Annotated in this window: 12 protein-coding genes; 8 read left to right on the forward strand and 4 right to left on the reverse strand. The window is 70.7% G+C overall.

Translation table 11 applies throughout. The features are described 5' to 3' along the window. The first annotated feature begins 37 nt into the window (after positions 1-37). Positions 38-1,267: an argininosuccinate synthase gene (locus SY26_RS07450; protein WP_045999973.1), complete on the forward strand. Its 1,230-nt coding sequence runs from the start codon at positions 38-40 to the stop codon at positions 1,265-1,267. Then, entirely contained in the window at positions 1,264-1,800 is a 537-nt protein-coding gene (mog, locus tag SY26_RS07455; protein WP_045999974.1) for a molybdopterin adenylyltransferase, read from the forward strand. The genes SY26_RS07450 and mog overlap by 4 nt, the downstream gene beginning before the upstream one ends. Before the next feature lie 77 nt (positions 1,801-1,877). On the opposite strand, the gene SY26_RS07460 is transcribed toward mog, so the two are convergent. Together SY26_RS07460 and SY26_RS07465 are read right to left on the reverse strand one after the other, a co-directional pair. Next, positions 1,878-2,597: an LrgB family protein gene (locus tag SY26_RS07460; RefSeq protein WP_045999975.1), complete on the reverse strand. Its 720-nt coding sequence runs from the start codon at positions 2,595-2,597 to the stop codon at positions 1,878-1,880. Further along, the gene (locus SY26_RS07465; RefSeq protein ID WP_045999976.1) at positions 2,590-2,970 is read right to left on the reverse strand and encodes a CidA/LrgA family protein; all 381 of its coding nucleotides are present in this window, start codon (positions 2,968-2,970) and stop codon (positions 2,590-2,592) included. Before SY26_RS07465 ends, SY26_RS07460 begins: the two co-directional genes overlap by 8 nt. Positions 2,971-3,126: 156 nt before the next feature. Between SY26_RS07465 and SY26_RS07470 the strand changes: the two genes are divergently transcribed. The 4 genes from SY26_RS07470 (at position 3,127) to SY26_RS07485 (ending at position 9,068) form a co-directional block, all read left to right on the forward strand. Next, positions 3,127-6,576, forward strand: a complete 3,450-nt coding sequence (locus SY26_RS07470) for a chromosome segregation SMC family protein (protein ID WP_045999977.1) — start codon at positions 3,127-3,129, stop codon at positions 6,574-6,576. A gap of 43 nt (positions 6,577-6,619) precedes the next feature. Next, the gene (locus tag SY26_RS07475) at positions 6,620-7,075 is read left to right on the forward strand and encodes a RidA family protein (RefSeq protein WP_045981051.1); all 456 of its coding nucleotides are present in this window, start codon (positions 6,620-6,622) and stop codon (positions 7,073-7,075) included. Next, positions 7,075-7,824 carry a glycerophosphodiester phosphodiesterase family protein gene (locus SY26_RS07480; RefSeq protein ID WP_045999978.1) on the forward strand — a complete coding sequence of 250 codons (750 nt, stop codon included), beginning with the start codon at positions 7,075-7,077 and terminating at the stop codon, positions 7,822-7,824. The genes SY26_RS07475 and SY26_RS07480 overlap by 1 nt, the downstream gene beginning before the upstream one ends. Positions 7,825-7,925: 101 nt before the next feature. Continuing rightward, entirely contained in the window at positions 7,926-9,068 is a 1,143-nt protein-coding gene (locus SY26_RS07485) for a GNAT family N-acetyltransferase (protein WP_045999979.1), read from the forward strand. Positions 9,069-9,143: 75 nt separating this feature from the next. Here the strand turns inward: SY26_RS07485 and SY26_RS07490 are convergent, their stop codons facing one another. Continuing rightward, complete coding sequence (locus SY26_RS07490) at positions 9,144-9,629, reverse strand: peroxiredoxin (RefSeq protein WP_045999980.1); 486 nt, start codon at positions 9,627-9,629, stop codon at positions 9,144-9,146. Between the two features lie 74 nt (positions 9,630-9,703). Here SY26_RS07490 and SY26_RS07495 point away from each other — a divergent pair, with 74 nt between their 5' ends. Further along, the gene (locus SY26_RS07495) at positions 9,704-10,906 is read left to right on the forward strand and encodes an NAD(P)/FAD-dependent oxidoreductase (protein WP_045999981.1); all 1,203 of its coding nucleotides are present in this window, start codon (positions 9,704-9,706) and stop codon (positions 10,904-10,906) included. A 76-nt stretch (positions 10,907-10,982) separates the two neighbouring features. Beyond that, the gene (gene rsmD, locus SY26_RS07500; protein WP_045999982.1) at positions 10,983-11,558 is read left to right on the forward strand and encodes a 16S rRNA (guanine(966)-N(2))-methyltransferase RsmD; all 576 of its coding nucleotides are present in this window, start codon (positions 10,983-10,985) and stop codon (positions 11,556-11,558) included. 150 nt (positions 11,559-11,708) lie between these two features. Here the strand turns inward: rsmD and SY26_RS07505 are convergent, their stop codons facing one another. After that, on the reverse strand, positions 11,709-12,902 hold the full coding sequence (locus SY26_RS07505) for an alanine--glyoxylate aminotransferase family protein (protein WP_045999983.1): 1,194 nt from the start codon (positions 12,900-12,902) through the stop codon (positions 11,709-11,711). Positions 12,903-12,955 lie beyond the last annotated feature (53 nt).

The raw sequence follows: 12,955 nt of genomic DNA on the forward strand, positions 1-12,955 counted from the left end.
CGTATTCCCGCTGAAACTTCGACGAAGGGTTAACCGCATGTCCGACGCGCCGAAAAAAGTTGTCCTCGCCTATTCGGGGGGGCTTGATACCTCGATTATCCTGAAATGGCTGCAGACCGAATACGGCTGCGAGGTGGTGACCTTCACCGCCGATCTGGGCCAGGGCGAGGAGCTGGAGCCCGCGCGCGAAAAGGCGCTGATGCTGGGCATCGCGGCTGAGAACATCCACATCGTCGACGTGCGCGAGGAATTCGTGCGCGACTTCGTCTTCCCGATGTTCCGGGCCAATGCGCTGTACGAGGGGCTGTATCTGCTGGGCACGTCGATCGCGCGGCCGCTGATCTCTCAGCATCTGGTGCGGATCGCGCAGGAATCGGGCGCGGATGCGGTGGCGCATGGCGCGACGGGCAAGGGCAACGATCAGGTCCGGTTCGAGCTGTCGGCCTATGCGCTGGACCCGTCGATCAAGGTGATCGCGCCCTGGCGGGAATGGGACCTGACCAGCCGCACCAAGCTGATCGAGTTCGCCGAGAAGAACCAGATCCCCATCGCCAAGGACAAGCGCGGCGAGGCGCCCTTCAGCGTGGACGCGAACCTGCTGCACACCTCCAGCGAGGGCAAGGCGCTGGAGAACCCGGCCGAGGCCGCGCCCGATTACGTCTATCAGCGCACCGTGAACCCCGAGGACGCGCCCGATCAGCCCGAGTTCATCGAGGTGGCCTTCGAGAAGGGCGATGCGGTGGCGATCAATGGCGAGGCCATGTCGCCCGCCACGATCCTGACCAAGCTGAACGAACTGGGCGGCCGACACGGCATCGGCCGTCTGGATTTCGTCGAGAACCGCTTTGTCGGCATGAAGTCGCGCGGCATCTATGAGACGCCGGGCGGCACGGTCCTCTTGGAGGCCCATCGCGGGATCGAGCAGATCACCTTGGACAGCGGTGCGGGCCACCTAAAGGATTCGATCATGCCGCGCTATGCCGAGCTGATCTATAACGGCTTCTGGTTCAGCCCCGAGCGCGAGATGCTGCAGGCCCTGATCGACAAGTCGCAGGAGCATGTGACGGGCACGGTGCGGCTGAAGCTCTACAAGGGTCTGGCGACCTGCGTGGGCCGCTGGTCGGATCACTCGCTCTACAGCGAGGCGCATGTGACCTTCGAGGACGACGCGGGTGCCTATGACCAGAAGGACGCGGCGGGCTTCATCCGCCTGAACGCGCTGCGCCTGAAGCTGATCGCGAACCGCAACGCCCGCGTGGCGAAATGACGGACGGGGCCGCCCGCATCGCCATCGTGACCGTCAGCGACCGCGCGTCGCGAGGCGAGTACGAGGACAAGGGCGGCCCCGGCGCCGAGGCCTGGCTGCGGGGTGTCGTCACCTCGCCCATGGCCATCGAACGCCACATCATCCCCGACGGCCGCGACAGCGTCGCCAGCACCCTGCGCGATCTGGCCGACGGGGGCGCGGACCTCATCCTGGTGACCGGCGGCACCGGCCCCGCACCGCGCGACCTGACGCCCGAGGCCGTGGCCGACGTGATGGACAAGGAACTGCCCGGCTTCGGAGAGGAGATGCGCCGCGCCTCGCTGCGCGAGGTACCGACCGCCATCCTGTCGCGCCAGACCGCGGCGATCCGCGGGCGTAGCCTGATCATCACCATCCCCGGCAAGCCTTCGGCCATCGCCACCTGCCTGGATGCGGTCTTTGCCGCTGTCCCCTATTGCCTGGACCTGATGGGTGCGGCGCGCATCGAGACCGATCCTGCACGGATCCAGGCCTTTCGTCCCAAATCGGCCTGACCGCCCGTATGTGCTGGCAAAGGGGGTATTTGGACAAAGGAGACTGATTTCTTCTTTGTCCAAATACCCGAAAGCGCCTAGCCGCCGAACAGACGCAGGGCCAGCGGGGCGATGATCGCCGTCAGCACCGCGTTCAGGCCCATGCCGATGCCCGAAAACGCGCCCGCCGTGGCGTTTACCTGGAACGCCCGGGCCGTTCCGATGCCATGCGCGGCGACGCCCACCGCAAATCCGCGCGCGCGCCAGTCGCGGATCTTCATCGCGTTCAGCAGAGGCGTGACCACGATCGCGCCGAAGATGCCCGTCAGCAGAACCAGCGCCGCGGTCAGCGTGGGCTGACCGCCCAGCTGTTCGGCGATGCCAATGGCCACCGGCGCGGTGGTGGATTTCGGTGCAAGCGAGGCCAGAACCGATCCCTCGATCCCGAAGGCGCGGGCGATCAGCAGGGCCGAGACGACCGCGACGCCCGATCCGGCCAGCAACCCTGCCAGCATCGGCCACGCCGCGCGCCGCACGCGGGGCAGGTTGTCATAAAGAGGCAGCGCCAGCGCCACGGTGGCCGGCCCCAGCATGAAATGCACGAACTGCGCGCCGTCGAAATAGGTGGCGTAGTCGGTCCCCGTCATCCCCAGCAGCACCGCCAGCAGGATCACCGCGATCAGCACGGGGTTGGCCCAGCTAGCGCGGCCCAGCCTGCGCGACACTGCGTCGCCCGCGAGGTACGCGACCAGCGTGGCGGTCAGCCACAACAGCGGCCCCTGCGCCAGATAGGACCAGATCAGGACCGGATCACTCACGCCCCTGGTCCCTCAGGGCGGCGCGTTCCTCGGATCCGGTCAGGCGGGCCACCGCGGTGAAGGCCCAGGCCCCTGCGGCGATGGCCAGCACCGTCGATCCCGTCAGGGCGGCGGCCAACCCCAGCCCCTGTTCGCGCAGCAGATCCCAGTGGGCCACGATGCCGACGCCCGCAGGCACGAAAAACAGCGACAGATGCGACAAGAGTCCCGTCGCCGTGGGGCGGATCGCCTGCGCCAGGTCGGGGCGCAGGATGAAGGCCGCGACCATCGCGATCAGTCCGACCACCGGGCCGGGCAGGGGCAGGCCCAGGCCGCGCGAGGTGATCTCTCCGACCAGCTGGAACGTCAGGATGATGGCAAGGCTGCGGATCATGCCGCCAGAGTAGCGTGCGGCCCCCGGTCGCGCCAGTGGCGACGCCGCGCATCTTGTGGATAAGTGTCCCGGCGGGGCGACATCTTGCGGTCCGGTTGACTTGTCCCCCCTGCGGATGGACAATCCGCCAGCCTTTTCGAATCTGGACCCGACCCCTTGCGCTTTGACCGCCTGCGACTGAACGGCTTCAAGAGCTTCGTGGACCCGACCGATCTGGTCATCCGCGAGGGGCTGACGGGCGTGGTCGGGCCCAACGGCTGCGGCAAGTCCAACCTGCTGGAGGCCCTGCGTTGGGTCATGGGCGAAAACCGCCCCACCGCGATGCGCGGCGAGGGGATGGAGGACGTGATCTTTGCGGGCACCACGGGCCGCAATGCCCGTGCCCATGCCGAGGTTTCGCTGAGCGTCGACAACCGCGACCGTCTGGCGCCCGCGGGCTTCAACGAGGACGACCAGTTCGACATCACCCGTCGCATCACCCGCGACGCGGGCAGCGCCTACAAGATCGCCGGCAAGGACGTGCGGGCGCGCGACGTGCAGATGCTGTTTGCGGATGCCTCGACCGGGGCGCACAGCCCGGCGCTGGTGCGGCAGGGCCAGATCAGCGAGCTGATCAGCGCCAAGCCCAAGTCGCGTCGCCGCATCCTGGAGGAGGCGGCGGGGATCTCGGGGCTTTACGCGCGCCGCCACGAGGCGGAGCTGAAGCTGAACGGGGCCGAAGGCAACCTGACGCGCGTCGACGACACGCTGGACCAGCTGTCGTCCCAGGCCGCGACACTGGCCCGGCAGGCGCGTGCGGCGGCGAAGTACCGCGAGATCGGCGCCGCGCTGCGGCTGGCCGAGGGGATGCTGCTGTATCGCCGCTGGTCGGATGCCGAGGCTGCGCGCCTTGCCGCGGCGCAGGCCCTGGCCGAGGCGGTGCGGGCCGCCGGTCAGGCGGGTGCCGCCGCCGATGCCGCCGTCCTGCGGCGGACCGAGACCGAGGCCGCCCTGCCGCCGCTGCGCGAAGAGGAGCAGATCGCCGCCGCCCTGGTCCAGCGGCTGGCCGTGGAGACCGAGGCTCTGGCCGAGGCCGGGCGGCGCGCGACCCAGGCCATCACCGCGCTGTCGGGGCGTCTGGCGCAGCTGGACCGCGACATCGATCGCGAGCAGGCGCTGAACCGCGATGCCGATGAGGTCGTGCGCCGCCTGACCTGGGAGGCCGAGCAGCTGCGCGCGGGCGGCGAGGGTCATGACGCGCGGCTGGAGATGGCCTCCGCCCAGGCCGAGGCCGCCGCCGAGACGCTGCACGAGGTCGAGGCCCGGCTGGCCGAGCTGACCGACGAATCCGCCCGCCTGGCCGCCCGCCATCAATCGGCCGAGCGTCTGGCCCATGACCTGCGCACCATGTTCGACCGCGCCGACCGGGCCGCCGCCGAGGCCGCCGAGGCGCTGGCCTCCGCCGATGCCGCCGGAGAGGCCGCGGCCGCCGCGCTGGACCGGGCGGATGCCGCGCAGGATCAGGCCCGCGACCGCACCGAGGCCGCCGAGGATGCGCTGGCCGAGGCCGAGGCCGGGCGGGCCGCGCTGGAGACCCGCGAGGCCGCCGCCCGCCAGGCCCGCGCCGCCGCCGAGGGCGAGGCCGCGGCCCTTGCCGCCGAACGTACCGCCCTGCAGCGGCTGGTCGATCGCGGGCGCTCCGGGGGTGCCACGCTTCTGGATCAGGTGGCCGTCGCGCGGGGGCACGAGGCCGCATTCGGGGCGGCCTTGGGCGACGATCTGCGCGCGGGCGTGGGCGGCGACGGGTCGGGCTGGCACGACCTGCCGGGCTGGGACGATCCGCAGCCCTTGCCGGACGGCGCCGTGCCGCTGGCGCCGCATGTGCGCGGCCCGGATCTGCTGGCGCGGCGGCTGTCGCAGACGGGGCTGGTGCTGGACGCAGGCCAGGGGGCCGCGCTGCAGCCGATGCTGTCGGCGGGACAGCGGCTGGTGACGCCCGAGGGTGACCTGTTCCGATGGGACGGGCTGCGGGTGATGGCGGGGCAGGCGTTGTCCTCGGCCGCGCTGCATCTGCAGAAGGTCAACGAGCTGGCCCATGTGACCGAACAGGCCGAGCGTGCCGAGTCCCGCGCCGAGGAGGCCCGCGAGACCCATGAGGCGGCGCGCGCCGATCTGGCCCAGGCCGCCGAGGTCGAGAAGTCGGCCCGCGATGCGCGCCGCGAGGCCGAGCGCCTGCTGTCCGAGGCCGCGCGCGCCGCGACGCGGGCAGAATCCGATCTGGCCATGGCCTCCAGCCGCGCCGACGGGGCGCGGGCGGAGCTGGCGCGCCACCGCGCCGATGCCGCCGACGCCCAAGCCCGCCTGACCGAAGCCGAGGCGCAGCTTGCCGCGCTGCCCGATCGCGGCGATGCCGCCGCCGCGGTCGAACATGCCCGCACCGGCGTCGAGGGCGCGCGCATCGCCACGATGACCCGCCGCGCCGCGCTGGACGAATTGCGCCGCGAGGGGCAGGCCCGCACCAAGCGTCTGCAGGAGATCGCCAAAGAGGAATCGGGCTGGCGGCTGCGGCTGGAACAGGCCGGCACGCGCGCGGCCGAGCTGTCCGCGCGGCGCGACGCCACCGCCGATGAGTTGGCCGAGGCGCAGGATCAGCCCGCCATCCTGGCCGAGCAGGAGGAGGCGCTGGTCACGCGTGGGGTGCAGCTGGAGACGCGGCTGACGGCGGCCCGCGCCGCGCTGACCTCCGCCGAGGAGGCCGCCCGCGCCGCCGCCCTGGCCGAGCGCGAGACAGAGCGGCAGGCGGGCGAGGCACGCGAGGCCCGCGCCGCGCGCGAGGCCCGCCAGGAGGCCGCCCGCGAGGCCGAGGCCCTGGCCCGCGCCCGCATCCGCGAGGAGACCGAGCAGAGCCCCGACCAGCTGCGCGCCGCCCTGGGCGAGGTCGACCTGACCGCCCCCGTCGACCGGCTGGAACAGGAGATCGCCCGCCTGCGCGGCGCGCGCGAGGCCCTGGGCGCGGTCAACCTGCGCGCCGACGAGGACAAGCGCGCCCTGGAGGCCGAACGCGACGGGCTGGCCGCCGAGAAGACCGACCTGGAGGAGGCGATCCGCAAGCTGCGCGCCGGGATCGGCAGCCTGAACCGCGAGGGGCGCGAGCGCCTTCTGGCCGCGTTCGAGACGGTGAACGCCAATTTCGCCACCCTGTTCACGACGCTTTTCGGGGGCGGCGAGGCGCGCCTGGTGATGGTCGAATCCGACGACCCGCTGGATGCGGGGCTGGAGATCATGTGCCAGCCGCCCGGCAAGCGGCTGTCTACGCTGAGCCTTTTGTCCGGGGGCGAACAGACGCTGACCGCGATGGCGCTGATCTTTGCGGTGTTCTTGGCCAATCCCGCGCCGATCTGCGTGCTGGACGAGGTCGACGCGCCGCTGGACGATGCCAATGTCAGCCGATTCTGCGACCTTCTGGACGAGATGACCCGCCGGACCGACACGCGGTTCCTGATCATCACCCACCATGCGGTGACGATGGGCCGGATGGACCGGCTGTTCGGCGTCACCATGGTCGAGCAGGGCGTCAGCCAGCTGGTCAGCGTGGACCTGAAACGCGCCGAGGCTCTGGTCGCCTGACGCGACCCGCGCTAGGGTCCCGGCGAAACCAAGCGAGGATCCCATGAGCGTCGAACAGACCCTGGCCGAAAAAGGCATCACCCTTCCTGCAGCACCCATGCCGGCGGCGAACTATGTCCCCTTCGTGCAGACCGGCAACCTGGTCTTCATCTCGGGCCAGATCAGCGCGGACGACAATGGGCTGATCACCGGCAAGCTGGGCGACACGACCAGCCTAGAGGACGGCGCCGCCGCCGCGCGCCGCTGCGGGCTGGCGCTGATCGCGCAGCTGAAGGCCGCGATCGGCAACCTGGACCGCGTGACGCGGGTGGTCAAGCTGACCGGTTTCGTGAACTCGACCCCCGACTTCACCGATCAGCCCAAGGTCATTAACGGCTGTTCTGACCTGATGGTCGAGGTCTTCGGCGAGGCCGGGCGTCATTCGCGCGCCGCGGTGTCCGCGCCCTCGCTGCCCTTCGGCGTCGCGGTCGAGATCGAAGCCGTCTTCGAGGTCCGCTGATGCTGGACCCGCGCTTTCTGACCGTGCCGATCACCCATCGCGGCCTGCATGGCGCGGGGGTCCCCGAAAACAGCCTGGCCGCCGCCCGCGCCGCGATCGAGGCGGGCTACGGCATCGAATGCGACATCCAGCCCGGCCCGGACGGAGAGCCGCTGGTCTTTCATGATTATCGGCTGAAGCGGCTGACCGGGGCCGAGGGCGTGATCGGCGCGACCGACGCGCAGACGCTGGCCGGCCTGCGCCTCTTGGGCACGGACGAGCCGGTGCCGACGCTGGCCCGGTTCCTTGACCTGGTCGCGGGCCAGGTGCCGCTGCTGATCGAGATCAAGGACCAGGACGGCGCCTGCGGGCCAGATGTCGGCCCGCTGTCCACGCGCGTGGCCAAGGTGCTGGCAGGCTATGACGGGCCGGTGGCGGTCATGTCCTTCAACCCGCACATGATCGCGGCCTTCCGCGCCGCGGCTCCGGACGTGCCGGTGGGCTTGACCACCTGCGCCTTTCCCGAGGGCGACTGGCCGCAGGTCGCGCCCGCCCGACGCGAGGAGCTGGCGCAGATTCGCGATTTCGATGCGGTGGGGGCGTGCTTCATTTCGCATGACAAGGGCGATCTGGACAATCCGCGCGTCGATGCGCTGCGCGCACAGGGCGTTCCGGTGCTGACCTGGACCATCCGCAGCGCCGCCGAGGAGGAGGCCGCCCGCCGCGTCGCCACGAACATCACCTTCGAAGGCTATCGCGCGGCGATCTGACGCCCTTTCGCTGCACAAATACCCAAGGGGCGCCGACCTGCGGCGCCCCGCGACACCGGCGGGCCCTGACAAGCCGCGCCCCGCACCCTATCTTCCGGGGCATGACCGACATGATGACCCTGACCACCCATCCCTCGATCGCCGCCATCGACCCAGAGGACTGGGACGCTCTGGGCGACGGCAATCCCTTTACCACGCACCGCTTCCTGTCCGCGCTGGAGCAGTCCCGATCCGTGGGCACCGGCACGGGGTGGCAGCCGCTGCACCTGACGCTGGAACGCGACGGGCAGACCGTCGCCGCGGCGCCGCTTTATGCCAAGTCGCACAGCCAGGGCGAATACATCTTCGACCATGCCTGGGCGCAGGCCTATGTGCGTGCGGGCGGGCGCTATTATCCCAAGCTGCAATGCGCGGTGCCCTTCACCCCCGCCACCGGCGCGCGCCTGCTGGCCCGCGACGACGAGGCCCGCGCGGGCCTTCTGGCGGGTCTGATGCAGGTGGCCGAGCGGCTTGACGTGTCGGGGGCGCATGTCACCTTCTGCACCGAGCACGAGGCCGATCTGGGCGAGGCGGCGGGGTTCCTGCCGCGCGTGACGCAGCAGTATCATTGGCTGAACCGCGGCTATGCCAGCTATGACGATTTTCTGGGAGCACTGTCCTCGCGCAAGCGCAAGGATCTGCGCAAGGAGCGTGCCCGCGCGCAGGCGTTCGGCGGTACGATCCGGCACCTGACCGGCGACGACTTGAGGCCGCATCACTGGGACGCGTTCTGGGAATTCTATCAGGACACCGGGGCGCGCAAATGGGGGCAGCCCTATCTGACCCGCGCCTTCTTCGACCGCATCCAGGACACGATGCGCGACGACATCCTGCTGGTGCTGGCGGAGGTCGACGGCCGGCCCATCGCGGGGGCGCTGAACTTCCTGGGGCCGGACGCGATCTATGGCCGCTACTGGGGCTGCGTGGCCGACCACGCCTTTTTGCATTTCGAGCTGTGCTATCACCAGGCCATCGACCATGCGATCGCGCATGGGCTGGGCCGGGTCGAGGCGGGGGCGCAGGGGGATCACAAGCTGGCGCGGGGATACGAGCCGGTGCCGATCCATTCGCTGCACTGGGTGCGCGATCCGGGCTTCCTGCGCGCGCTGGAAAACTATCTGGATCAGGAACGCGACGCGATGGGCGCCGAGATCGAGGCGCTGGCCGAGTTCACCCCCTTCCGCAAGGGCGATCTGTCTCCGTGAGCGGGCCCTTGCGTCCCGCGAAGGGCCGGGGGGCCAGCCCCCCGGGCCCCCCGGTGTCGTGCCATGGGTCTGCGGTCAGACCTTTTCCAGCAGGGCCTCTCCGGCGCTGACGCTGCAGGTGCCGGGGCTGTCCTCGACATCCATGGATTTGACCACGCCGTCCTGGACATAGGCCGCAAAGCGCTTGCAGCGGCCGAAGAAGCCGACCGGAGGGGCGGTGAAGTCCAGGCCGAGGGCCTTGGTCATGCTGCCGTCGGCATCGGCCAGGACCTCGATCCCGGCCTCGGTCGCGCCGGTCTGATCGGCCCAGGCCTTGGCCACGAAGGGATCGTTCACGGTGATGCAGACGATGCGTGAGACGCCCTTGGCGCGGAACGCGTCGGCGCTGCGCACGAAGCTGGGCATATGCGCGTTCGTGCAGGTACCGGTGAAGGCGCCCGGCAGGCCGAACAGGGCGACCTTGCCCTGCATCAGGTCGGCGGTGTCGACGGTCTCGGGGCCGGCCTCGCCCACGCGCAGCAATTGGCCCTGGGGCAGCTTGTCCCCGGCGGTGATGGTCATCGCATTCTCCTGAATTGCAACGGATTCGCGGCGACTATAGGGTGCCTCCGGTGAACAGACCAGAGAGGCGGCAGATGCGCATCGTGATCGTGGGCGGGGGGCAGGCGGCAGCGTCGATGGCGGCGCGGCTGCGGGCCAAGGGCCACGAGGGACCGCTGACGGTGATCGGAAACGAGCCCGCCGCCCCCTATCAGCGCCCGCCCTTGTCCAAGGCCTATCTGCTGGGCCAGATGGGGCTGGACCGCCTGACGCTACGCGCGCCCGAATGGTGGCGCGACCAGGGGATCGCGCTGCACCTGTCGGAAACCGCGCTGTCCATCGACAGGGCGGGGCAGGTCCTGACGACCGATCGGGGCACGTATTCCTATGACGCGCTGGCGCTGACCACGGGCGCGGCGCCGCGGCGCCTGCCCGCGGCGATGGGCGGCGACCTGCCCGGCACGCATGTGATCCGCAGCCTGGCCGATGTCGACGCGTTGGCACCGCAGATGCGCGAGGGGCGGCGCCTGGTGGTGATCGGCGGTGGATATATTGGACTGGAGGCGGCGGCGGTGGCGCGCAAGCTGGGCCTGGAGGTCACGCTGATAGAGGCGGCACCGCGCATCCTGGGCCGGGTCGCGGCCGCCCAGACCGCGGACCTGATCCGCGCGCTGCACCGGGCGCATGGCGTCACCATCCTGGAAGGCACGGGGATCAGCCGCATCACCGGGGACGACCGGGCGACCGGGGTCGCGTTGACCGACGGCCGGCAGATCGACGCGGATCTGGTGATCATGGGCATCGGCGTGCTGCCGGAAACCGCGCTTGCCGGCGCGGCGGGGCTGGATCTGGACAACGGCATCGCGACCGACCTGCACGGCCGCACGTCGGATCCGTTAATCTGGGCCGCAGGCGATTGCGCCAGCACGCCCTGGCAGGGCGGGCGGCTGCGGTTGGAAAGCGTTGGCGGGGCGATCGACATGGCGGAGTGCGTGGCCGACAACATGCTGGGGCTGACGCGGGACTATGTGCCCAAGGCATGGTTCTGGTCGGATCAGTTCGATGCCAAGTTGCAGATCGCGGGTTTGAATACGGGTCATGATCAGGTCGTCACGCGGGTGGGGCAGGGCGATCACGCCGCATCGGTCTGGTGTTACCGGCAGGGGACCCTGATCGCGGTCGATGCGCTGAACGACGCCCGCGCCTACATGATTGGCAAGCGCCTGATCGAGGGCGGGATCAGTCCGGACCCGGCGGTGATATCGACCGTCGCGGACCTCAAGGCGCTGATGGCATGACCGGGTCCGGTTCGCAGATCGGCCCAGGGGGGAGCGGGGGGCAGGATGCCCCCCGCCGCCACCGCGGGACGCCATCATGAGGATCGTCGGCGGCACGCTGCGCGGTCTGAAGCTGGCAGACCTGGGTGCAGGCGATCCGGCGGCGCATCTCCGCCCCACGACTGATCGCGTCCGCGAGGCGATCTTCAACCTGCTGATCAATGGCACGCACGGCAATCCACTGCCGGCGGCGCGCGTGCTAGACCTGTTCGCCGGGACCGGGGCGCTGGGGCTGGAGGCGTTGTCGCGCGGCGCTGCCCACGCGACCCTAGTCGATGACGGCGCCCGCGCCCATGCCCTGATGCGGCAGAACATCACCAAGGCCAGGGTGCAGGACAAAGCCAGCCTGCTGCGCCGCGATGCGACCAGGCTGGGGCGGCACGAAGGGCCGACGTTCGACGTCGTGTTCCTTGATCCGCCCTATGGCCAGGGACGCGGAGAGATCGCACTGGCCTCTGCCATGCAGGGCGGCTGGATCGGCGCGGGGGCATGGATCATCTGGGAGGAATCGCGCCCGCCGATGCTGCCAGCAGGGGTCACGCTGCTGGACCGGCGCAACTATGGCGATACGGTGGTGACCTTGGCGCGCGTCGCAGGCAACGAAGCTGCGTAAAAGCCACCTTTTGGTGCCGTATCCAACCTGAGGCGAACGCCCGTCATCTGCACGCAGTCGCACCGGTCCGAACGGTCGACCGCCGCGCGTGGCGCCTGACGGCGCGGGGCCGTTCGGTGGCGCCGGGCCTGCCTTCGGCGGCCCGGCGCGTCAGTGCCGGCCGCTGCCGGCGGTTCCTGCCGAACGGGCGATGCTGGCCGCTGCCGCCTCCAATGCGCCGGTGCCGTGCGGGATGCCAAGGGCGGTCAGCCCGGCCTCGATCGCGCCAAGCGTGCCCAGCAGGACGCCCGCGTTGGTGTGGCCCATATGCGCGATGCGCAGCGCACCCGACGGGTCGGGCGCGCCCAGGCCCACGCCCAGTGTCACCCCGCATTCGCGCGTCACCCAAGCCCGCAGCGCGTCGGCCCCGGGCAGCGTCACCGCGGTCACCGAACAGGCGCGGGCGGCGGGATCGGCCACCGACAGGCGGATGCTGCCGCCGACCGACCAGGCGTCGACGGCGGCCCAGGTGGCGCGGGCAAGGCGGTCGTGGCGCGCCCAGGTGGCCTCCAGCCCCTCTTCGTCCAGGATCATCGTCAGCGCCTCGGACAGGGCGAAGATCTGCTGGACGGGCGGCGTGCCGCCCCACCAGCGCCACAGCGCGTCCGACCCCGCGCGCAGGTGCCAGTCCCACCACGGAGACGTCAGCGACGTCCGCCCGCGCGCCGCCGCCCGGTCGGAAAACCACACGAAGACCGTGCCGGGCGGGCACATCAACCCCTTCTGGCTGGCGGCGATCAGCACGTCGACGCCCCAGTCGTCCATCCGCATCGGCGCGCAGCCCAAAGACGCGATGGCATCCACGACCAGCAGCGCCGGGTGATCGCCCATCGCTGTCCGGATCGCGCGGATGTCGGCCAGGGTCGCGCTGGCCGTGTCGGTCTGGCACACCATCACGGCGCGGATGCGGCCCTGCGGGTCCTGGGCCAGGCGGGCCGCCAGGCGCGCGGGATCGGGGGCCAGCGCGCCGAAGTCCAGCCGCTCGACCGTGACGCCCAGACCTTCGGTCATCTCGGCCCAGGACCGGCCGAAATGGCCGCTGGTCAGCACCAGCGCCAGGTCGCCGGGGGCGAACATGTTGGCCGACGCCGCCTCCCAGCCGGCATGGCCGTTGCCGATATAGGGCGCCAGGTTTGCCCGCGTCCCCGCCAGGCGCTTCAGGTGGGCCATGACCTGCAGGTTCACCTGCGCCAGATCGTCGGCATAGATGTCCGGCGAGGCGCGGTGCGCCGCGTTCAGCACGCGGGCCGGCACCGGCGAGGGTCCGGGAATGGCAATCAGGTCGGGTCCGGGGGCAAGGCTCATCGCAAGCGTTCCTTCACATCGTGCAAGATCGGTACGGCCACACCCCGTCCGCG

Source organism: Paracoccus sp. 228, assembly GCF_000967825.1.
In the GTDB taxonomy this organism is placed as follows: domain Bacteria; phylum Pseudomonadota; class Alphaproteobacteria; order Rhodobacterales; family Rhodobacteraceae; genus Paracoccus; species Paracoccus marcusii.

Bases quoted from the DNA above. Each gene is read 5' to 3' on its own strand.
- SY26_RS07450 (WP_045999973.1), top strand. From the start codon at position 38: ATGTCCGACGCGCCGAAAAAAGTTGTCCTCGCCTATTCGGGGGGGCTT.
- mog (WP_045999974.1), top strand. From the start codon at position 1,264: ATGACGGACGGGGCCGCCCGCATCGCCATCGTGACCGTCAGCGACCGC.
- SY26_RS07465 (WP_045999976.1), bottom strand. From the start codon at position 2,970: ATGATCCGCAGCCTTGCCATCATCCTGACGTTCCAGCTGGTCGGAGAG.
- SY26_RS07475 (WP_045981051.1), top strand. From the start codon at position 6,620: ATGAGCGTCGAACAGACCCTGGCCGAAAAAGGCATCACCCTTCCTGCA.
- SY26_RS07480 (WP_045999978.1), top strand. From the start codon at position 7,075: ATGCTGGACCCGCGCTTTCTGACCGTGCCGATCACCCATCGCGGCCTG.
- SY26_RS07485 (WP_045999979.1), top strand. From the start codon at position 7,926: ATGACCGACATGATGACCCTGACCACCCATCCCTCGATCGCCGCCATC.
- SY26_RS07490 (WP_045999980.1), bottom strand. From the start codon at position 9,629: ATGACCATCACCGCCGGGGACAAGCTGCCCCAGGGCCAATTGCTGCGC.
- SY26_RS07495 (WP_045999981.1), top strand. From the start codon at position 9,704: ATGCGCATCGTGATCGTGGGCGGGGGGCAGGCGGCAGCGTCGATGGCG.
- rsmD (WP_045999982.1), top strand. From the start codon at position 10,983: ATGAGGATCGTCGGCGGCACGCTGCGCGGTCTGAAGCTGGCAGACCTG.
- SY26_RS07505 (WP_045999983.1), bottom strand. From the start codon at position 12,902: ATGAGCCTTGCCCCCGGACCCGACCTGATTGCCATTCCCGGACCCTCG.